General features: G+C 53.5%; 18 protein-coding genes. 12 read left to right on the top strand and 6 right to left on the bottom strand.

What is annotated here, in order from left to right; genetic code table 11:
* Nucleotides 1-120: 120 nt before the first annotated feature.
* The 5 genes from AC3Y64_RS13875 (at nucleotide 121) to AC3Y64_RS13895 (ending at nucleotide 5,775) form a co-directional block, all read left to right on the top strand.
* The gene (locus AC3Y64_RS13875) at nucleotides 121-855 is read left to right on the top strand and encodes a hypothetical protein (RefSeq protein WP_489987908.1); all 735 of its coding nucleotides are present in this window, start codon (nucleotides 121-123) and stop codon (nucleotides 853-855) included.
* On the top strand, nucleotides 852-2,864 hold the full coding sequence (locus AC3Y64_RS13880; RefSeq protein WP_489987909.1) for a TnsB C-terminal domain-containing protein: 2,013 nt from the start codon (nucleotides 852-854) through the stop codon (nucleotides 2,862-2,864). The genes AC3Y64_RS13875 and AC3Y64_RS13880 overlap by 4 nt, the downstream gene beginning before the upstream one ends.
* On the top strand, nucleotides 2,861-3,856 hold the full coding sequence (locus tag AC3Y64_RS13885) for a TniB family NTP-binding protein (RefSeq protein ID WP_489987910.1): 996 nt from the start codon (nucleotides 2,861-2,863) through the stop codon (nucleotides 3,854-3,856). Before AC3Y64_RS13880 ends, AC3Y64_RS13885 begins: the two co-directional genes overlap by 4 nt.
* A gap of 249 nt (nucleotides 3,857-4,105) precedes the next feature.
* Complete coding sequence (locus AC3Y64_RS13890) at nucleotides 4,106-4,699, top strand: hypothetical protein (protein WP_489984108.1); 594 nt, start codon at nucleotides 4,106-4,108, stop codon at nucleotides 4,697-4,699.
* A gap of 11 nt (nucleotides 4,700-4,710) precedes the next feature.
* A complete protein-coding gene (locus AC3Y64_RS13895) occupies nucleotides 4,711-5,775 on the top strand; it encodes a TniQ family protein (protein WP_489984109.1) in 1,065 nt (354 codons plus the stop codon).
* Between the two features lie 122 nt (nucleotides 5,776-5,897).
* Here the strand turns inward: AC3Y64_RS13895 and AC3Y64_RS13900 are convergent, their stop codons facing one another.
* Both AC3Y64_RS13900 and AC3Y64_RS13905 read right to left on the bottom strand, forming a co-directional pair.
* Nucleotides 5,898-7,580, bottom strand: a complete 1,683-nt coding sequence (locus tag AC3Y64_RS13900; RefSeq protein ID WP_489984110.1) for a UvrD-helicase domain-containing protein — start codon at nucleotides 7,578-7,580, stop codon at nucleotides 5,898-5,900.
* The gene (locus AC3Y64_RS13905; RefSeq protein ID WP_489984111.1) at nucleotides 7,577-9,496 is read right to left on the bottom strand and encodes an ATP-dependent nuclease; all 1,920 of its coding nucleotides are present in this window, start codon (nucleotides 9,494-9,496) and stop codon (nucleotides 7,577-7,579) included. Before AC3Y64_RS13905 ends, AC3Y64_RS13900 begins: the two co-directional genes overlap by 4 nt.
* Nucleotides 9,497-10,595: 1,099 nt before the next feature.
* On the opposite strand from AC3Y64_RS13905, the gene AC3Y64_RS13910 reads away from it, so the two are divergent.
* Together AC3Y64_RS13910 and AC3Y64_RS13915 are read left to right on the top strand one after the other, a co-directional pair.
* Nucleotides 10,596-10,937 carry a hypothetical protein gene (locus tag AC3Y64_RS13910; protein WP_489984112.1) on the top strand — a complete coding sequence of 114 codons (342 nt, stop codon included), beginning with the start codon at nucleotides 10,596-10,598 and terminating at the stop codon, nucleotides 10,935-10,937.
* A gap of 29 nt (nucleotides 10,938-10,966) precedes the next feature.
* Nucleotides 10,967-11,347 (top strand): histone-like nucleoid-structuring protein, MvaT/MvaU family, encoded by a 381-nt coding sequence (locus AC3Y64_RS13915; RefSeq protein ID WP_489984113.1) that lies wholly within the window; start codon nucleotides 10,967-10,969, stop codon nucleotides 11,345-11,347.
* Nucleotides 11,348-11,596: 249 nt separating this feature from the next.
* Here AC3Y64_RS13915 and AC3Y64_RS13920 read toward each other — a convergent pair whose 3' ends face one another.
* On the bottom strand, nucleotides 11,597-11,848 hold the full coding sequence (locus tag AC3Y64_RS13920) for a hypothetical protein (RefSeq protein ID WP_489984114.1): 252 nt from the start codon (nucleotides 11,846-11,848) through the stop codon (nucleotides 11,597-11,599).
* A gap of 1,090 nt (nucleotides 11,849-12,938) precedes the next feature.
* Nucleotides 12,939-13,904, bottom strand: a complete 966-nt coding sequence (locus AC3Y64_RS13925) for a tyrosine-type recombinase/integrase (RefSeq protein ID WP_489984115.1) — start codon at nucleotides 13,902-13,904, stop codon at nucleotides 12,939-12,941.
* Nucleotides 13,905-14,100: 196 nt separating this feature from the next.
* Here AC3Y64_RS13925 and AC3Y64_RS13930 point away from each other — a divergent pair, with 196 nt between their 5' ends.
* Nucleotides 14,101-15,135 carry a DNA-binding protein gene (locus AC3Y64_RS13930; RefSeq protein ID WP_489984116.1) on the top strand — a complete coding sequence of 345 codons (1,035 nt, stop codon included), beginning with the start codon at nucleotides 14,101-14,103 and terminating at the stop codon, nucleotides 15,133-15,135.
* A gap of 372 nt (nucleotides 15,136-15,507) precedes the next feature.
* Here the strand turns inward: AC3Y64_RS13930 and AC3Y64_RS13935 are convergent, their stop codons facing one another.
* Nucleotides 15,508-15,993, bottom strand: a complete 486-nt coding sequence (locus AC3Y64_RS13935; RefSeq protein ID WP_400645082.1) for a helix-turn-helix domain-containing protein — start codon at nucleotides 15,991-15,993, stop codon at nucleotides 15,508-15,510.
* Nucleotides 15,994-16,189: 196 nt separating this feature from the next.
* On the opposite strand from AC3Y64_RS13935, the gene AC3Y64_RS13940 reads away from it, so the two are divergent.
* The 4 genes from AC3Y64_RS13940 to AC3Y64_RS13955 all read left to right on the top strand — a co-directional run bounded on the left by AC3Y64_RS13940 (nucleotide 16,190) and on the right by AC3Y64_RS13955 (nucleotide 18,291).
* Entirely contained in the window at nucleotides 16,190-16,924 is a 735-nt protein-coding gene (locus AC3Y64_RS13940) for a metallophosphoesterase (RefSeq protein WP_489984117.1), read from the top strand.
* Nucleotides 16,925-17,052: 128 nt separating this feature from the next.
* A complete protein-coding gene (locus AC3Y64_RS13945; RefSeq protein WP_489984118.1) occupies nucleotides 17,053-17,361 on the top strand; it encodes a hypothetical protein in 309 nt (102 codons plus the stop codon).
* A 119-nt stretch (nucleotides 17,362-17,480) separates the two neighbouring features.
* Nucleotides 17,481-17,921, top strand: coding sequence for a DUF6957 family protein (locus AC3Y64_RS13950; protein WP_489984119.1), 441 nt, complete (start codon nucleotides 17,481-17,483; stop codon nucleotides 17,919-17,921).
* Nucleotides 17,914-18,291, top strand: a complete 378-nt coding sequence (locus AC3Y64_RS13955) for a hypothetical protein (protein WP_489984120.1) — start codon at nucleotides 17,914-17,916, stop codon at nucleotides 18,289-18,291. The genes AC3Y64_RS13950 and AC3Y64_RS13955 overlap by 8 nt, the downstream gene beginning before the upstream one ends.
* Nucleotides 18,292-18,448: 157 nt before the next feature.
* Here the strand turns inward: AC3Y64_RS13955 and AC3Y64_RS13960 are convergent, their stop codons facing one another.
* On the bottom strand, nucleotides 18,449-18,817 hold the full coding sequence (locus AC3Y64_RS13960) for a helix-turn-helix domain-containing protein (protein WP_489984121.1): 369 nt from the start codon (nucleotides 18,815-18,817) through the stop codon (nucleotides 18,449-18,451).
* Nucleotides 18,818-19,052: the final 235 nt, after the last annotated feature.

Consider the following 19,052-nt stretch of genomic DNA (forward strand, 5'->3'; position numbering starts at 1 on the left):
AATGAAAACGTGATGATTTTCATGAAAAACAATAGCTTATAAACCTACGAAATTTCCAGTGGCGTCCCCATTAAATACTGCTAAACCTTAAGGGTTACTAATCACCTGAGGTGGGCTGCCATGAGCTATGTCGGTGCATTCGCCACACATGGAAATGATCCTGAGCTCTGTCTAATCATCGGGAAGGAGTCACTAGGCGCTCGCGTCAGGATCCGCAAATGGAGCAATGGCATCGTCAGGACTGCCAAAGAGGACAACGTATCAGTGATACCAGCACTGGAAGGGGTGGAACGACTGCGTGCGTTGATCGTGGCAGCCACTTCGAACAGGAATCACGATGTCCTGGATGGTAGAGAGGATTTGGTGGCAGCAGCTTACGCCTACATTTCTTGCCACGAGTCAGGAGTCTATTCCGCAGAAATGGCTCGTCGTTTAAGCCAGGGCACGGGCCGGTTCAGCTCAACCCCCACGCCCCCTTTGATCAAAGGGCCCCGCCAAACCCAACTGCAAAGACAGTCCCAATCAACCAGCCCGCCACCTACCCTGCCATCATCGCCATCCAAGATTTTCCCCCATGAGGAAGATTTCATCAGGGAGGGTGTCATCACCGAAATGGTGGCAACGAACTTGGTTGTCACTGATACAGGTCAAATTGATGTATTGGGCACCAAGGTCGACCTATGCCGGCTAATCCAAATCTATTGCGCGACAGCGGGGGTGAGTGCACCCACGAAATCCCTAATGCTCCGCCGGATCCGAGACATCACATCGTTCCTCTCAAAGGAAGCCCCTGAGCAAACCGTATTCGCCACTCCGCGTGGACTGATGTTTGACATCAAGGGGATGGAGCCATGAACGCCAGGGTGCATATTGGTGATCTGGTGACGGTCGACGAAGCCAGTGAAGCCGTCGACGCGAAGGTCATGAGTTTGCCGGGGGATTTTGTACCAAGTGAAGAGGAGGATCCTGTGCAGGGCATTGGCATTCCTAGCATCAATGACCCAACGACCGCTCAAGAAACTTCAAACCCTATTCCTTTGCCATCAATCTATGAAGTGGTCAGCTACAACCTCCCAAGTAACACCTTCAGGCTCAAGTCCAGAATCGGGATGGAAACCTTCCGCACGGTTTCCCACAAGAACGTCATAAAAATTGATAGCCATTTAGACAAAGCGGCCACCGCAGCGCTGGCCGAACACTACGAGCACTCCCCAGCAAGTCTGGGAGACTATGAGCCAGTGCCGATTACTCAGGTTGCTAGCGAAGCTGAACTCGAGGCCCAACGGCGAACGGAGATAATGAGCAGGCATTACGCGAAGATCGATCCGATTACCAAAAGCCAGGCCATGGCGGAATTGAAGGTCTCCTCGACAATCTTTCATAAAATAAAACGCATCTTCCGCCTTAACCCTGACTGGAAGGCACAGGTAGCCGGGCGAGATGGCAGACGCCCAGGCGAGAAGCGCATTGACCCAGATGTGGATGCGATAATCACTGCAGTGTTTAAGACTCATCGCGTGGGATATGGAGCCAATGACGTCGAAGCGCTGGACGAAATACAGCTGCAATGCAAAAAAATTAACAAACGTCCACCCAGTCGCACGACTGTCTGGAGACGCTGGCATGAGCTGTCGGAGAGAGAGAGGCTAAAGGCAACTGATGGGCCGGAAGCAGCACAAGCAAGGTTTGGCCATTTTCCGACGCCCACCGTGGAAGAATTCTATCCAGGAAGAATCCACGATATTGACCACACGCCATTGGACTGTCATGCGATTGATTCAGTCACTGGCGCCGCGTTGGGCAGAGCACATCTCACGCTCGTCCGTGATCGAGACACTGAGGGCATCATGGGGTTTGCGCTATTATTCAACGCTCCCAAACGCGCCAGCATATCCGCAGCCATACATATGGCCTTATGTCCGAAGGCAGCACTGTTGGCAAAGTTCGGACAGTCTCATCTCCACTGGCCTTTATATGGAAAGCCAAGGCAGTACGTCGTAGATCATGGATCTGATTTAATGGCCGAGAGCTTCAAGGTTGCGTGCGACCAAGAAGATATCAAGCACATCCCTAGATTGCGCCCAGAGTCGGGAGGCGGTGTGGAACGGGGCTTAGGGATATTAAACCGCAGCTTTGTCCAAACCTTAGATGGTGCCACAGCTTCAGCACCCAAGAAGGGGCCCGGTTATAGACCTCATAAAAAAGCTGTGTATACCCTAGAGGGGCTCACTGAGCTGATCATCGGCTGGATATGTAAGTTTAATAACCGAAAAAGTCGCCGAGATCAGTTATCACCGAACCAGCGTTTCGAGCGCAAGTACGGTCTGCATAACGGCGTGATAATTTCACCACCGACAGTCTCTGACCCTAGCCGCTTTGTCATAGATATTCTAGAAGGGCGCGAAATAACCGTAGCGCGCAATGGCGTTGTTACTCGCGATTTGATTTATAAGTTTGGCCCATTTGCCAAGATGGTCGGCGAAAAGATTTTTATAAAGGTTGACCCGAATAATCTTCACAGAATATGGGGGCGTCATGAAGATCGCTGGCATCCGCTCTGGTTGGTCAACAAGCACACTCAGCCACTCACTTTGGCTGAGCAAAAGATGATCCTTAAATCACGCAGTCTAAACCCAGACGCGGATGACAAGCGTCTGGATGCCCAAGAGCAACTCAACCGTGTCAAGGCAGAGGGCAAGAAGCAGGCAAAGGCCATCCAACGTGCTCAGGAGGATGTCGCCCAAAACGAACGTATGGCGCATTTCGGGCCTACCCAAGAGCCCAGTGAACCCAATGCGTCCGGCAATACCAAATCAACCATGCCCATGCCGATTATCATCGCCGAGCTGGATGAAGACATATGAACCATCATCTGACCAAGAAGACCCGCGAATATCTACTGCTTCCACCCGAAGAACGCGCGCTCCAGTGCTACCGAGATGTGTGGGTACCGCATCCTTACGGCATAGCATTGACCGAGTGCGCCAAGCTGCTGGTTTCGTTGCCTAGGGTCAAGGCGAACCCCGGGATGGCCGTTGTCGGTGCTCCTGGCGTTGGTAAAAGCAGGCTCGCCCAGCGGTGGAGCGAGGAGAGCTTTTCTGACACGGGAGGTTGGGCAGGAAAGGTCATGTACATCGACCTATCCAATCGCAAGAAGGGCGTCGATCTGGAAAAACGGTTCCTACAGGAATTAGGGATGATAGTCCGTGGTAAGGCTTACACCTTCAGCCCCAGGGACTATGCAGAAGCGCAGCAAGCTGTGCGAAGGCTCAACATCCGTGCGGTCATTTTTGACGAAGCTCACGGCCTCGACCGGCGAATGACGAGCCAGCGCCTGCACAACATGTTCGAGGCCTTGAAAGGCTTCTCCAACCAAGCCTGGGGATTGAATGTGATCCTGTGCGGCATCTTGGAGCTCCGGGACATGTTGGAGATTGATGACCAGATTCAATCACGGTATGGACATCGTACTACCGAGTTGCCAGAGTGGGAGAATGACAACCTGCTCGCGTCCTTCATCGCGTCCTTTATGTGCTACATGCCTTTGCAGCTCCCTTCCGAGGTTTCATCCACCATTTTTCGCGACGAACTGTACAGCTTGGCGTCACCTGCTAATTTTGGAGCAAAGAAACTTGATGGAAAAAAATACCGTGTTCGGAGCAAAAAAAGCTCGCTGAGAACCATGGTCGACATTCTGATGGAGGCATGTCGTTACGCTATTGTTTCTGGGGAGGAATACATTGATGTCGTAAGCATCAGAACCGCCGTGGCCAGGCTTTCTGGAAAGATCAATGGGCCCGAGGCTCAGGCACTACTGATCCAGAACGCGCGCGTTACCTTGGCCACAAGTGAATAGCGAATGCGAGCTATCAGACCTGTCGTGGACTCTTCCCCGTGGATTGCGACTACCTGCAACGATTCAATCTTACGAGATTGTCTAGATTCGATCGCAATGCATAACGGGACAATTCCTCAAGCCCTCTGCATCTCCGGGCTGTCAGGGTCTGGTGCAACAACGTTGATGCATAGAACAGCCGCACGGGCTCGCAGGCTTGGAAAGCGGGTGCTGATTTTGGACGATGCCCCCTTCCCCGGAAACAAATACATGCACGCCAAGTTGCTCCACTGTCTGGGTGTGGGTACTTCGAGCTCCTTACCGTGCTACGACGGTCTATCTACTCTATGCGCCGGCATCCTGGCGTTGCGGCAGTACGACGTACTGATGATGGAGGATGTGCAGAAATACAAGGACGTTGAATGGCGGGGCGTCGAGCCCAACATGGCGACACTTTTAGCCATCTCCGGCCTGCGACGCCCTCCGTTGATTATCCTGAGTGGGCTCACAGATGGGGTGGAGTACCACCATGCCAGATTCGTAGATGCTGGCATTCCCAGTGAGTTGAAGGTGCTGCAACCCATGAAACTTGGAGACGACTACGACGCCCTTGTGGGAGATATCTGTCGAGCTTACTCGTTAGGCGAAGACTTCATCGCCGCGCTCGACATCCTTGAATTGTATCGCGAATCACATGGCCGGATAGGGCTCACAGTCAGGGTCATTCAGTGGCTCAATTTGCAGGGAGGGGCTATCGCTCGTGCATCGCGGAGCAAGATTTACCAGCAACTGTTCGTCGAGAACGAATACGACGAATATTCCGACGACGGGATTGGCGATCCGCCACCCGCGACTCGCGTGTAGCGGGCCCAACAGTGCGTGCTTTTTCAGGGCTACTGAAGCCACTGCGCGATGAATCTTTAGCATCGTGGCTGAGCCGCATGTACCACAAGCACCACGTCGATTCGAGTTTCGAGACGGAGATTCTGCGTCTTGTTGTTCGAGACCCTAATGTGAAGGGCGATCTAGACCTGCTGTACAAATCAACCGCATTTATGGATCTGTTCAGCCGTACTCAACGGCCCCAGATCCTTGCTCAGTTTGGGATGGTGGAATCAAACACAGTCCCCTCTGGCGTAAACGATAAATATTGCCGGTTGTGTTTCCAGAACGACATCAGAGCTTGCCTTACACCCACTTGGCGGAAGTCATGGCGGATGCGCGGCGCATCTGTGTGCGTGCTTCATGATCATCCTGTACTACTTTCGAGGCTCATTGAGCGGCCAAAGGATTTACGTGATCGGGGGTGGCAAGGTTTCCAAGAATATCTGGACAGCCCCTTGTCGCGATTGGACGTTGATTTTGCCTTGCGCAGGACGTCACCCCATGGAGCGATAGCGAATAACAGGAAGCTCTTGGTGCTGACTCACCGGGTTCAGAGTTGGTACCAACGTGCCCTCGGCGATAAATCCGGTGAAGAAACTGGGGATGGTCAAGTGGGCAGGGGCATACAGTTTCTGATGGGCTTATGGCTGCACCCACCCGTTTTTAATCAGTTGAGTCCAGGGGTTGCGCGGGTGTATTTCCATGCTTCGACTGGCAGGTATCCCAGGATTGGTGTGGATCAGAACTTCACATCACCCCAAGTATCTATCGACACCGCGAGCCCGCGGGAAATCGCTGTAGCGTACTGGCTGATTGGCATCGCTTATGGGGTGATCACGCAGGAGGAGGGCCAGCTTATAAACCAGATCACGCGATCAGAAATCGTCGAATTTCCAACGACTAGGCTGCAGGTGGCGGCGGCAACTACCCGAAATTATCAGGAAGCTGGGTTGGCCAGGATGCTAAAGGAAGCGAAGGAGTCGCTGGCCCCTAAAGAGTTTCAGGCAATATCATGGGTGTTTGTTCGGCTGCTCAGGGCGAAAGACGCGCCTTAGCCTGCTCGCGCACTCACAATCGTTGCGCATTCAAGAGAATTCACTGCCGACCCGCCGGCATAGGCGCTTTTGAATGATTGATCCAGGTCGTGCCGGCTTTCCACGTTCACACCGGCTGTACATCACTGCGGCTGTTTGGGCGACGAATGCTCAGTGACATACGTGACAAAGGCCACATGCGGCTGTCTCGCGACATCCCATCTTTTGCTCGCCGATATTCCCGCAGGGCGTTGCCTCTGATTCGCAGTGGTAATGATCAGACGATCTTTCGCTCGAGACACTGCGACAAAGAATACCTGTCGCTCATCCCCAATTTTGCCGCGAAACGTTTGCTGCTCAACCCCGTAGATGATCACCGAATGAAACTCCAGCCCTTTGCTTTTGTGCATGGATAGGAAGCGGACAGCGTTGTCGTCCGAGAACCGGGCAAGTGCCCTTGGCAGGTCGGGTTCTGTCAGCAGTAGGGTGGTGATGTGGTCACGGGTATCGCGAATGATCTCCTTCAGGCGTCGCTTAGTTTCGTAGTCTGAAGATAGGGTTGTCATGACGGCATGCCCCAAGATGTCGAAGAACCCCCTCGCGAGCTCCCACCAGTCGACGTAGGGGGTCGTTGTCTTCGCTGCTGCCTTCACCTGCTTCTGATGCTGTTTGTAACAAAGCTCGAAAGATTTGTGAGTCCGGTCGCTGTTACCCTCGTCATCAAACGGCGCGAAAAGATCCATCAGCCGTGACCAGGCTTTGTTGGAGCCTCGCGTATAGAGGCAGGTTAAGTAGTCGATCATTAGCCTGGCTGCAGGCTCCTTGAGCAAGTCCTGAAGGCTGTTCTCATTGCGAAAGGGTATGTTCCGAAGCGTCAGCTGCTCCATCAGTTCTTCGCCATACAAATCGATCTCGCCGCGGAAAAGAACGGCGATTTCGGCTGGTCGCAAATCTTCGACCTCGATCCATTTCTGGATAAGGTTCGCCAGGGAAACGGCTTCAGCGGCGCTCGAGGAGAAATTCCCTGCGCGGATCACGCCATCGTCTCCCACGATCATTTCGTCAGGCATGATGGCTAAAGGGTCGATGTCCCGGATAACGCTGTTCTGCATACGGAGCAGGCGTGGCTTGGATCGGAAATTTCGGTACAGCCGTAGTGGCCGGGCGGCGAAGTCATCGGCGTAAAGCTTGAATATGCCATCCAGTGCGCCCGCCCACCCCATGATGGTCTGCTTGGTGTCACCGACGGCAGTCAGAAAAGCCGGTGTTCCTTCAAACAGAAGCTTGATCAGTTGGTACTGGTCAGAGGTGCAGTCCTGAAATTCGTCGAGAAATACGTGAGCATAGGTCTGACGGATAGTGTTTCGGGCGATCTTGCTCATACGCAGAATTTTGAGCGCCATGGGAAGCAGTTGCATGAAGGTGATCTGCTCGCCTGGGATGGCCTCTTTGCCGATTGAGTAGTCGGGTTTGAGAACGTCGGGGCCGGTCAATAAGACTCGGAAGCGACTGACGATTCGATTGGCGAAAGAGTGGAACGTAAAGCTGTCGAATCGCGTGGCCTGTTCCCACCCACACCGCACGCTTACACGGTCTTTGAGATTTCGGCTCGCGTCGGATTTGAAGGAAATCGCCAGGATTCGCTTGGGATACCGGCAACTGCCCGTGCTCAGGAGGAAGTCTGCCCGCTGAGCCAATATTTCAGTTTTGCCAGCGCCAGGCCCCGCCAGAAGGACGAGCGAGTGCTCGGTGTCCTTAATGGCGTGCCACGCATTCGCTTCCAGAGTGAGCCCAGGTGAGTGCATCCAACGGTCAGGGTGAATCACTCGGGTGACTCCTCTAAAGCTGCTATGACTGCATTGGCTAGTCGATCCAGTGCGGGTGGCAGGCCTGCGAGCAGTTCTGCGTCAGAGAGGCTCGACAGCGCGGTGAGATGGGTCGCGGGTTTGCTGCCGAGTTTGAAGAGATGGTGGTAGGAATCGAACCAAGCTTGCTCTTGAGGGGTGTATTGATCGGCGCCTTGATGGCTCTTTCCGAGAACCGCCTTCTGGCTCTCTGGCGTGGACACGGCAGGCAGCGCGTTGAATGCTAGAGGGAAGGAGGTCAACATGGCGAAGTCCAGATCCAGTGGTGCCGAGAAGAACACGCCTCGCTCCTCAAGGAGGTCGAAGAGGGTCTCTGATGATGTAGACGAGACGCCGTTGTGGATTCTGACTTTAAACTCATGGCTGTCCCAGGCCGGGATCGTATAGGGCAAAACCTTGGAGGGCTCGAAAAGCGCCAGCTGGTCATTGACGTATTTCAGCCGTCCCCAGCCTCCTTGATACCGTGCGAGATCCAGGTCAAGCAGGGTGATGTACGGCGTGCCCAGCTGGGAAAGCAAACGCCAGAAGTGATTCACGTGACGGCCACCTAGCGGCGCGATGGTCACCGCCGATTCGTCAACTGCCGCTCCTTTGGCTTGGAGAATCCTCGGAAGAACGATCTCCTCGCTATCACCTTCGCCCAGCACGACCAACCGCGAGAAATATATCTCAGGAAAGGCCTGGACGGCTTCTCGAACGAATTTATGGGCCACATCTTCCTTGGCTGGCAGCGCGATGCCGCTGACGAGAGAGCACCGGTTCGAGCCGAGCCGTAGGTAGCGGATGTTCTCAGGATCAACCCGGCGCAGCATCGAAGGCGCGTGTGTTGCGATCAGCGCCTGCGCATCCACACCGATTGATCCTTTCAGGGCGATCACGATCCGGCCAAGGTAGTGAGGCGACAAGCTATTCTCGGGCTCCTCCATGGCCAGTATGGTGAAGGCGGGTGGTTTCAGCTTCGCTGGATCAATGGCCGTGTTTTTACCTGATCTCACGTCACGGTTGATCGAGTGGGCCGCCAACACAAGCGAGAGATAGAGCATTGATTTCTGCCCGTCACTCAGTCGTGAAAAATCGACTTCATTCTCACCATGCCCCGGCGTGAATGACACCGACATGTGCCGCAACAGCATCTCGATGTCGGAATTGACGAAAGTAAGCTTCGGCTCAGCGAAGAAGACTCCCTTATGAAGACCTTTCCATGACGCGTTCAGGCTTTGTCCGAGCGCTGTGACCGAAGCATTGCCTGCTAGGCAGCTGGTGATCTGGTCGGTTAAATCCTTGACCGTATCTCGGTCGCCACCCCACTGTGTTGCGCGAAGCAACCGCCCGAGCAATGCGGTTGCGCCGTAGGCGATGTGGTCGGATGGGTCACGTCGAGCCGGGATGTAGTGAAGGTGGATCTGGTTGCGCTGATGCTTGGGGACGATGGAGCTGACTGTTGGGTTTCCATCGGCATCTGCCTGCGTGACGTAAACCAGCGTCTCTTCGACGTCACCTTCGTCATCAACAGTGGCTGTTAGACGATAACGTACTCGCGGCACATCGCCCGCAGCTTGGAGGCGCATGTGGTCGAAGTGCGGCGCAACCGTATCGTTGTCCTCGTCATCTTCTGTCTCTGGGAAGGAGAACTCGGCCTCCAGCCATAACGTGGTACCACCCTCAGCATTGCTGAGGCCAACTGGAACGTGAAAGTCAGAAGGCCGGACGCGTCGCAATCCTGGCTCAAATGCAAATAGCCTGCACAGCGATTGGAGGACAGCGGTTTTGCCCGCGCCATTCGGGCCTAGGAGATACGTTATGTCTTCGAATGTGATCGGAGTAGGTTGAGGGCCAAACGACTGGAAATTGCATACCCGCAGACTGCACAGCTTCATTGCTAGCTTTCCTTATCTGATTAAGGTGTCTTTCCGAAGGCACGCAGAAATTACTGACTGACGGCCCTAGCTATCCCTGTCCGTGTGCTGCGCGCAGGATTGAAGAATACTGTGCCTGCTCATGCGGCAGTAAGGCCCGCTGGAAAAATTTTTACGGTGTTTTGAGCCTGTGGAGCTAGTCTTGCCGCTTTATGTGTGGGTGGCAATAAACATCAGAGTTATCGGCAAGGGGGGTCATAAGCGCTTTGTATTAACGATATCAAAAGGGATAGGGATTGAATTTTGGCCATTTACATCTTTCACGGTGAATGCTGTTTTAATTGGTGCGCTATGAATATGCTTGCCAGGTAGCCAGGTTTCAATGTTGGCATGAGTGCGGATAGGATCTTGCTCTGTCTCAGTTGCTATTTGAAATCAAAGGTATGCATAAGAGCTTTTCTTCTTTAATAACGTCCAACTAATTTCTAAATACATGTAGGACACGCTTTTGGCTCTGTGTGACATAGACCACGATGGCTAATTCTGCAAATGCCGAAGTCTCATACGGCTGAATCGAATCAAGGCTTAGGAGTGGGGGCATCTGCGTGCCGATTTCCTGCAGTGCCACTCCCTGGCATGCTGTATGTGACTCATCGCCTAGGCACCGTACCCTCAGGGAAATCCAGCCAACCAAGCGCAGATGACAGTGAGTTTGAGCTATTTATTAGGCCTCCCCGAAATCCTGTGAGGCGGAGAGCCCCGCGTTAGAGCTGTTGTAAGCCGGGAATGGATTTCGCCTAAATTGATCAATGAAACGATTTGAGTCTATATTGATTTGAGCGCTAATCAATTCGCTGAAAGGTGGCCATCATCTATGTGAGGATTGTTTGGTTTTTACGAATGATCCATCCTCCTTGCTTCTCGTCAGTCGTTTGCCTCCCCAGGAATAATAATGCTCACATGCTTTCGAACACTGCTGAGGCCAGCCAAAATATTGACGAAAGGGCGCCTGGTACAGGCCTTTCCCCAGTGTCGTTATCCGTCAGAATAGGTTTCTTCATAAGGGTACGTCAGCTACAATCAGCGAAGATGGCTCACTCAGCGCGGATTGGTGGATGATATGAGCAGGTCACATACCCTAGTCGAATTACGGCTAGCTGAGCATCAGCTGGCCACGATGCTGGTCGCCCTTTCGAAGAAGAAGGATAAGCCTGACTATTTGCTGGATATCGAGTTCCACACCCAGCTCAAGGCACTGATGAGCGATTTTGGTTATTCCGCGCCTCAAGTGGTCAAATTACTCTGTGCTCGCGACAAATTTTCACAGCGAGGTGTAAATCCTTTGCTGGATCTAATTCCGAATGAAACGACTGAGAACACTCTTGTCGATGCCGCAGAGCTGGCTCAAAAAAAGACATCAAAAAGTGAGCGATCTCAGGCAGCGGAAACTTCTTATGCCTGATCGCTTCTATTACATAGAGTGAGTACGCCATGGACAAGTTGATTGAGCTACTTGAAGTAAACGATCGGCTTGCGAATGAGTGCTCTACGGCAATGCCACTCGTTAATGATCCTGAAGTGATCAAGGCATTTAATTTTTTAACCCGCCTGGAATCACTTGCCGATAAGTATCAGTTTGCTCCCAAGGACATAGTTCTGCTCCTTGACCCTAGTCTTGGGTTCAAAGAACTTTCTGATGGGTCGGAGGGGCAACTGAAGTCAGCTCCTAAGAAAAGGAAGCCTCGTCCGCTTAAGAGCTACCTCAACCCCCACACCGGTGAAGTAGTGGAGACTCGTGGTGCTAATCATAAACTCTTGAAGCAGTGGAAAGCATTACACGGCGCCGCTGTTGTCGAGAAGTGGGCAAGTTAGAACCGATCAGTATTTTACTGCCCTAAGCCATACCTCAAGCACTATTTCCACCTATCGCAGGTTGGGTTGGAAGCGTTTCTGCCGCAATGGGTGCGAGGCATGGGTAAACGGAGGATTCTGGTAGCGATACGCTGACCCAAGGTCAGCTCCTCCAGCGAAAAGATCATTCCTATTCGCGCCAGAAACGACTGATAGTCATCTTGCTCACGCCAAGATTCTGGGGCGTCTGTCCCCGCGTAATCGCTTGAGCTATTCATGTTTCGATCGATGCCTTTGGGCCTCCAGCAATGACGCGGCCGGCAGGCCCGCTGCGTAGCTCCCATCTTCCAACTCAGCTCGCGCTGCCACAAGTGCGCCGGCGGCATCTAGCTCGCGCATCTGTTCTGCGAATTTCTCTACGATCGCATCAATAGTGATGTCTTCCTGGATCAGGGTGGCTACGTCAACCATCAAAAGGGGAGGCGCCCCGTAGGCTTCTGATAAGTCCTGCAGCATGTGCAAGGTGAGGCTCGACTTGCCGTGCTTTAGCTGTGTGCGCGAGCTGATCGGTTCGTTTGGTACGCGTTGCGTTCAGGGTGGCAGGGAAAGAATCCTGATAAGACGCTGTGGATCAGCCCAGCATGGGATATCGATGTGCGGTGGTTGCTTCGTGACGATAGTCACACAGCTGCAACGCCAGTTTCCTGAACTCGTCTGGAGTCGTGAATATTGATCGGTGGGGTCTAAAAGAAATCGTGTGGCGGGAATAGCGGCTGATATGACCGTTGAGGCGTGTTACCAAGCCCGATGCCCAGCGATCAATCAAGCTGCGCATCGAGGTTTTCAAAGATTATCGCGAGAGCGATACCCGGACATCGTCGTGACGTTGGACTCGCCTTCGGGGGGGGTTGACGCGGAGTATCGCTGCGCCCGCGCCAGCGTCTTAGATGCAATGGCGTCAGCGCACATTTATCGCGACAGTCTCCGGTGGAAGGGCGTCAAGCCCGGCGTTTCATTGCTTCTAACACCTCGGGCAGACGAAGTAACACCGCTTGTCAGCCCAATCTATCATGAGGACTATGGGGCGGGAGCTTGGCAAGTTGGGGCTGAATCAGAAGGGGAGGCGCCGGGAATCGAGCTCAAAGTATTCTGACTGCAGTACCAATCGCGTCCGCTCCGGCGCGTTCAATTGCTACTGGAAAAGCGAAGTGATCGATTGCGTCCGCAGCCTGAGTGCAAATTCCTTCCGGCTCTCGCGAGAGCTCAGAACTGGAAAGGGGTCTCAATTGAGTGTTCCGCCGATAAGTGCCACTACGAGCGGGGAAGGCGCGACTGCTGGAGCTGTTGTACGGGTCAGAGTCTAAACGCAAATTGGATCGACCACCTCGCTAAGCGCAAGCTGAGCTATGGCATGTCAATCTGGCGTTCTGGCTCCGTGGTCGGGCATTCGAAGCGTTGCGCAAGTGTCCGGTAGCTAACTTCTCGAAGCGGTGGAAATGTTGCGCAGAACGTTATCGCGCTATGTGATTCAGCTCCGCGGCGGACGACAGTGAGCAATGGCCTGATGAGGTAGCGGGTGCCGCGCGGATGGCCAAGCACTGTTGATAAGCATCTACTGAGGCTCCGTATGCGGCAACGTTTCAAGACTCACAGGGGCGGCACGGGCGGCCAACCCCCCAAATGAAACGCCCGCATCGACATAACGAAGCGCCGACTTCATATCCTTCCAGCCCACATAGCTCATCAGCCCTTTGATGTCCCAGCCATTGGCCGACGCCCAGTTTGCAAAGCCCCTTCGCATTGAGTGCGCGCTATACAGTTCTTCGGGCAGCCCGGCTTCCTTGAAGATCCGGCGCAGCATGGGAATCAAACTGTGAGGTTGGATGGCCTTGTCCGCCAAGTTTCCCCAGCGATCCAGGCGGCGGAAGACAGGCCCCTTCGTGAATCCTGCTACGGTAACCCAGTTGATATAGGCTTCGACCGGACACAGCGTTGTCAGCGCCGGCGTCTGAAAGGTTGTCCCTTCGTGCAGGCGATCACCCTTGGTGTGAGCCAGGAAAAACGTGATGCCTTCACCGCTATGGGCTTTAGTGTTTTCCACTGTGAGCCTGGCCAGCTCATCCCCGCGGAATCCACGCCAGAATCCGATCAGCACCATTGCCACCGAGCGGCGGTGGCGAAGCAGCGTCTTGTAGTCACCACGATCGAGCGCAGCAGCGGCTTCCGCTTCAAGCCATTTCACAGCCTGCTCGAGATGCCTAAGTAAAAGGGGAGCGGCTTGCTTGACCTGCGCGGGATGCACGACACGGATACCCTTGATCATCTGGCGAACGTCAGGCGTCTTTGTCGGATCAGGGAAGCCCTGAGTGATGTGCCATTGCGCAAGAGCTGCCAGACGCTGCTTCAACGTGTTGATTGAAAGCTTGCCGGCGTATTCCGCTAGGTACCGAACAACGCCCACACCAGTCGTGGGCAAGAACCCGCCCCAAGTCACCTCGAAGTGGTCAATCGCCGCCCGGTAGCTCTTTCGCGTGTTCTCCCGGGTGCCGGCGCTCAGGTATCGATCTGCCTTTTCCATCGTACTTTCCCTTCAAAATCGGAGCGTTTCTGACTACCTGCGCCACATGGAGATTTTCTGGGCGCCAGAATGAGTCAAGAAGCCATAAGTCTCCATTATTTATTCATAGAAATTGAGATTTTGTGACTACTTTCTTAAGCTATTGTAATATGTAACTACATAAAACGTTTTACACTACGATATCGTAGGAGACGGCATGGCACGCGGCGGCATTAACAAGGCAATTGTCCAGATAGCGCGAGACGCGCTGATCGCGCGGGGTGTAAATCCCAGCATCAACGCTGTGCGCGTCGAGCTTGGTAATACTGGCTCGATGACAACCATTGCCCGGTATCTAGGTGAGCTCGGAAAAGGGGAGTCGCGCCCAAAGGAGCGCCACGAACGCTTGAGCGACGAGATCACCGGGCTAGTCGGCCAATTGGTGGATCGATTGCTGGAAGAAGGTGCCGAAGAGGTGGCCGAGGCGCGAGCTGAGCTCGATAAACACCGAGCATCAGTCGATGAGCAGCTGGCGCAGGCACAAGCTGCCATGGCGGATTTGCAGCGCCGGCACGATAGCCTTCAGACCGCCCTCGGCGTCCAAGCAAGTGAATTGAGTACGAGCCAAAGCAGCTTGCAGTCTGAGCTCACGCGCAACGCTCGTCTGAGCCAGAGCTGTGCTGATCTCGAAGTACGGGTGCGTGAGAAGGATGAGCAGATTCGCTCGCTGGAAGAAAAGCACCTGCATGCCCGTGATGCACTTGAGCACTACCGCACAGCCGTGAAGGATCAGCGCGAACAAGAACAGCGCCGGCATGAAGGCCAGCTCCAGCAAATCCAGGTTGAGCATCGTCAGTTGCAGCAGACCCTTTCACTAAAACAGGACGAAATTAGCCGCCTGAACCGAGACAACGAGCGCTTACTTACCGACTCCCGCCAACAGGTCAAGCTGATGTCTACCCAGGACGACGCCATCGCGCGGCTCACTGGCGAGCTCAATGCTTTGGCCTTAGCGTCGGCTAGAGAAGAAGGGGCCAAAGAACAGCTTGTCGATCAGCTTGCTCAATCCCGCGAAGAGTCCGCTTCCCTACGCGAGTCCGCCAGCCAAGCAGATGCGCGAGCCAAGAACTCACAGGTGCTGCTGGAAGCGACTAAGAGCGAGGTCGAACAGTTACGCGATGAGCTGAAGCGGCTCCAACATGAAACCAATCCATCACGTAGGGAACGAGAAGATGATTCACGCCAAGAGTGATATGCATCGGGATGAATTGCGCGTTGCTGGATATCGGGATGCCCTCCAGCGATTGAGGGAATATGCGGTTGCTGGACATCCGCAAATATTGGGAACACGGTGCTCAGGTAAACACTTTTCGAAGGGCGGAGCCGTGGCGAGTTTGCGTGAGAGATAAATCGACGATCCCCCTGCCTGTTATGCCGGCCCCGATGCCAGTTAATACTTTCGGAATAACGCTGGTCAGTCCTGTTCCTCAGGTAGGCGCAATTCACGGAGCTACACTGAAGAATCACTGTGATGGATGAAGGGCTGTGATGAATTCAGATGATGCACTAGAGCTTTATGCTCAGGATCAGGGCCCCTAGGAAGAGGCTCGTATGTCTGCTCCATTCAAATTTTAGACTTCCCGTCCTGATCCGTCATTTTCCAAAGGTCATGAACCGTAGATTTTGGAAGCCCCAGCTTCTCCATCGTCGCTTTTTGCGTGAGACCTGCTCGCTTGCACTCCTGGACGGCAGCCAACTTGCGTAGCTGTTCACTGGCGCGGGATTTGAGTACGCCGCTTTCCATGCTCTCGGCCAATTTCTTTGTACCGCCCATACTCTCGAATTCAGCGAGTTCTTTCTGAACCCGCTGAAGGACATCGGATGGCGAGACGTTATCGCGTGTTGCTACACACAGGGCAAGCAACGTAACGGGATCAAATTGAAGCGCCTTTGAAAGCTTTTCGAACTTGTTGAGCGTTGGAGATGATCTTGCATTTTCGATTTGCCAGAAGTGTTTGCGATCACTGACATCTCCCAGATCCTGCTGAGATAAGCCTCGTAACGCCCGAGCAGTCCGTAGTACGGCCGCAAACCCTTTGCTTAAGGACATCAGAGTCTCTCGAAAAACGAGGATGTAGCCATGTTGCTCAGTCCGGCGCGACGGTATATAGTCCTCCTGCCGGATTTTTCGGTAGGTCTACCAAGCTGAAGAAACAAGGCAACAGCATCTGCGTCTGCTTCGCTGGCACGCATGTCCATACGGTCATACTGACTTATCAATTTAGCTGTAAATCGAGATCAGGCCATTGACCAAACTTCACGTGCTGTCAGATCTGCACAACGAATTTTCGTCCTATCAGCCCGTATCCCATGGTTATGACCTGGTGATATTGGCCGGTGACATCGACTTGAAAGGACGGGGAGTAGAGTGGGCGAATGAAACGTTTGATCGCCCTGTGATTTACGTGTGTGGAAATCATGAGTTTTACAAAGGACACATCGATCACACCCTGCACAAGATGAAGGAAACCGCCTTACCGCACGTTCACGTATTAGAAAATGAGACATTTATTTGGAATCAAACGCGGTTTCTTTGCGCCACCGGCTGGACTGATTTTTCGTCTACCGGAAACGCAGCAGCGGCGACCCAAATAGCATGGGATTGGATGAATGATTTTTGTGTCATTCGCACTGGAGAAAACCATCGCCCGCTGCGTCCGCCCGATCTCATCAGTCGAAATCACGCATCGTTTGCTTGGTTCGCCAAGGAACTCGATAAGCCATTCGATGGCCACACGGTCGTTGTGACGCACCACGCACCTATACCCGAAGTCATGGGTGATAAACACGAAGGACATTTGAGTGCTGCCTACTCAAACCGCTGGCACTCGCTTGTGGATAAGGCGGATCTATGGATTTTTGGGCATACACACCGCGCGGTTGATATCACGATGGGTAGATGTCGGGTGGTTTCGAATCCTCGAGGTTATCCAGGTGAGCGCACGGGTTTTAACCACGGCTTTGTAATTGATCTTCCGTGAGAAGCCCACTCCACTGGAGAGTTATGGGGTCTTGCGCAGCTCTGTGTTGATAGTTGAAGAGGGCTGGGAGATGTATGGAGCAGACAACGAAACACGATCGCCAGCCGCCAGTTCAAGCGAGCTACTAGATGACTGAGCGACAGCACGCATCGTCTCTTCCGGCAGAGGTCGCGGCGGCGATGGAAAAGGATTTTGGTGTGAGCATCACGGCGTTCCTCTTCGCAGCCGTCGACAGTCCACCCGTCATCATGGGAACAATTTATGGCGATACCACGGGCCGTTTCCGAGAGGGTGCGAGTATGCGAACGTCCCGCATAACGGGCGTCACCTTCATTGACGGTTATGCATTATTTCAAACCGTGGCAGGTAGCAGGTACGTGATCGTCAGTTGGGCATTTGGCGGCGGTAATCTCTACATGAATCGCATCTATCACTGAGCGAACTGCGAGTATGGATGCGCGGATCGAAAATCCTCTCGGGCTCTCCAGATGACAACGGGTATAGGGAAAAAAATTCCTGTCTGGTACTCACAGGAAGAGCAGGTTAAAGCGAAATTATGAATACAACCGTTACGGATATAGACCTGCTAGGCGATTTACTTTTTGGGCCAGCACAACCTCTCGGCGGATCAAATCTGAGCAACGATGAGTTGATCGAACTAGCCGCTGATAGCTTCACAGAAAAGGCATTTTGCATCGTAAGACGATGGATGGTTTTGGATGTGATGCTCCCAGAATTTCAGGAGCGAAAAATAAAAGCTCAGGGGCTTGAGGCGACTCTTTTGTATGCCCAAGCAGCTGAGTTCGACAGCGAGAACACGTACCAGCCTGGCGACAGCATTCTCAGTGATTTCCAGCGCGAATTTGATGGCTGCATTTTTGAAAGCAAAACCACGATTTTTATCTTGGCCGGCCGAGGTGCGCGCAAGCATGTGAGTTTGCCCACTGTAGAGGCATTGGCCGCTGACATAATGCGAGTAGAGAAAACCTATGGTTGAAAATCTATTGCCGATCCTGCGCGATCGCTATCCAGAGTTTTTCTCCGACGCGCCCCTACGCGAAATCGGATGTCTGCCAGGCTGGCTGGATTTGCTGGATGAACTGTGTGGCGCGCTGAAAACTTACCTGATAGCTCACCCCGAGGTGCCTCAAGTGCGGGCGCGTCAAGTGAAGGAAAAATTCGGAGGGTTGCGGTTTTATTACTCGGGTGGCGATGCGACGTGCCGTGAGTTGATCGCTCGCGCAGAAGAAAGGTCTTTGTCGCTTTGCGAGGTCTGTGGGCGGGCCGGGATGTTAGGAGGGGAGGACTGGCTGCGCGTACGATGCCTCGATCATGTGCACGGCAGCCCTCAGTTGACCGCTCGATAAGCTGAAACATGGAATCCCCAGGCGAAAGGTTTCCCTTCTGCAAGGGAACGAACACGGGATTGAAAAGGGTAGGCGAGCGGTTCGGATTGGCCTAATGTGCGTTTCAGCTTTACCCATGATGGCCTTGAGGCTTTCCCACGCACGCAGGGCTAGCGCGCTAAGTCGGCTTGCTTGCAGGGAAGGGAGGCCGCGCAGTAGCTGTGGGCGCGCTAAAATCAACTTTGCTTTTCTTGGCCGCTGCTTCGTTGAGATCTATCGGACTTAGGTGAGCCAAGCTTATCTGAAGGCCGAATTTATTGAACACAGCTTCCAGGGTTGAGAGAGTCGGATTCCCGCTATCGACCTCCAGCTGCGACAGTGCCCGCTTTGAAATTTTGCTGGCCAGCGCGAACCGCTCTTGGCTCACACCCAACAGATTTTCGCGAAGACGCTTAACTGCGCCACCAAGCGTCAGTTTCCCTTTGGCGACTTCATCGGCCACTGCTTGAATGTAGGCCCTGCGTTCTCCTAGGGTCATCTCCTTCATTTCTACCCTCACTTCTTCAATTGAATATCCCGACTGTTGATAAGACTGCCCTTTGTGCTGCGGACTCTAAACATCTTGCTAGGGGCCCATCAGCCCATTGGACGGTGGTTTCTAAGCCATAACCAACAATGGCTAGCGCATTATAATGCACTAATACATGAGTAATGAAGAGTGGCGGCGCATTAAAATGTGCTGAGTGCCTGCATCGCCTTCTCGTTGGTTTGTTATATACAAC

This window comes from Pseudomonas sp. 4CAES_32.4 (assembly GCF_058136335.1).

What these genes read in the sequence shown, in the direction of transcription:
- AC3Y64_RS13875 (WP_489987908.1), top strand. Translation starts at nt 121, where the DNA reads ATGAGCTATGTCGGTGCATTCGCCACACATGGAAATGATCCTGAGCTC.
- AC3Y64_RS13880 (WP_489987909.1), top strand. Translation starts at nt 852, where the DNA reads ATGAACGCCAGGGTGCATATTGGTGATCTGGTGACGGTCGACGAAGCC.
- AC3Y64_RS13885 (WP_489987910.1), top strand. Translation starts at nt 2,861, where the DNA reads ATGAACCATCATCTGACCAAGAAGACCCGCGAATATCTACTGCTTCCA.
- AC3Y64_RS13890 (WP_489984108.1), top strand. Translation starts at nt 4,106, where the DNA reads ATGCACGCCAAGTTGCTCCACTGTCTGGGTGTGGGTACTTCGAGCTCC.
- AC3Y64_RS13905 (WP_489984111.1), bottom strand. Translation starts at nt 9,496, where the DNA reads ATGAAGCTGTGCAGTCTGCGGGTATGCAATTTCCAGTCGTTTGGCCCT.
- AC3Y64_RS13910 (WP_489984112.1), top strand. Translation starts at nt 10,596, where the DNA reads ATGAGCAGGTCACATACCCTAGTCGAATTACGGCTAGCTGAGCATCAG.
- AC3Y64_RS13915 (WP_489984113.1), top strand. Translation starts at nt 10,967, where the DNA reads ATGGACAAGTTGATTGAGCTACTTGAAGTAAACGATCGGCTTGCGAAT.
- AC3Y64_RS13925 (WP_489984115.1), bottom strand. Translation starts at nt 13,904, where the DNA reads ATGGAAAAGGCAGATCGATACCTGAGCGCCGGCACCCGGGAGAACACG.
- AC3Y64_RS13930 (WP_489984116.1), top strand. Translation starts at nt 14,101, where the DNA reads ATGGCACGCGGCGGCATTAACAAGGCAATTGTCCAGATAGCGCGAGAC.
- AC3Y64_RS13935 (WP_400645082.1), bottom strand. Translation starts at nt 15,993, where the DNA reads ATGTCCTTAAGCAAAGGGTTTGCGGCCGTACTACGGACTGCTCGGGCG.
- AC3Y64_RS13945 (WP_489984118.1), top strand. Translation starts at nt 17,053, where the DNA reads ATGACTGAGCGACAGCACGCATCGTCTCTTCCGGCAGAGGTCGCGGCG.
- AC3Y64_RS13950 (WP_489984119.1), top strand. Translation starts at nt 17,481, where the DNA reads ATGAATACAACCGTTACGGATATAGACCTGCTAGGCGATTTACTTTTT.
- AC3Y64_RS13955 (WP_489984120.1), top strand. Translation starts at nt 17,914, where the DNA reads ATGGTTGAAAATCTATTGCCGATCCTGCGCGATCGCTATCCAGAGTTT.
- AC3Y64_RS13960 (WP_489984121.1), bottom strand. Translation starts at nt 18,817, where the DNA reads ATGAAGGAGATGACCCTAGGAGAACGCAGGGCCTACATTCAAGCAGTG.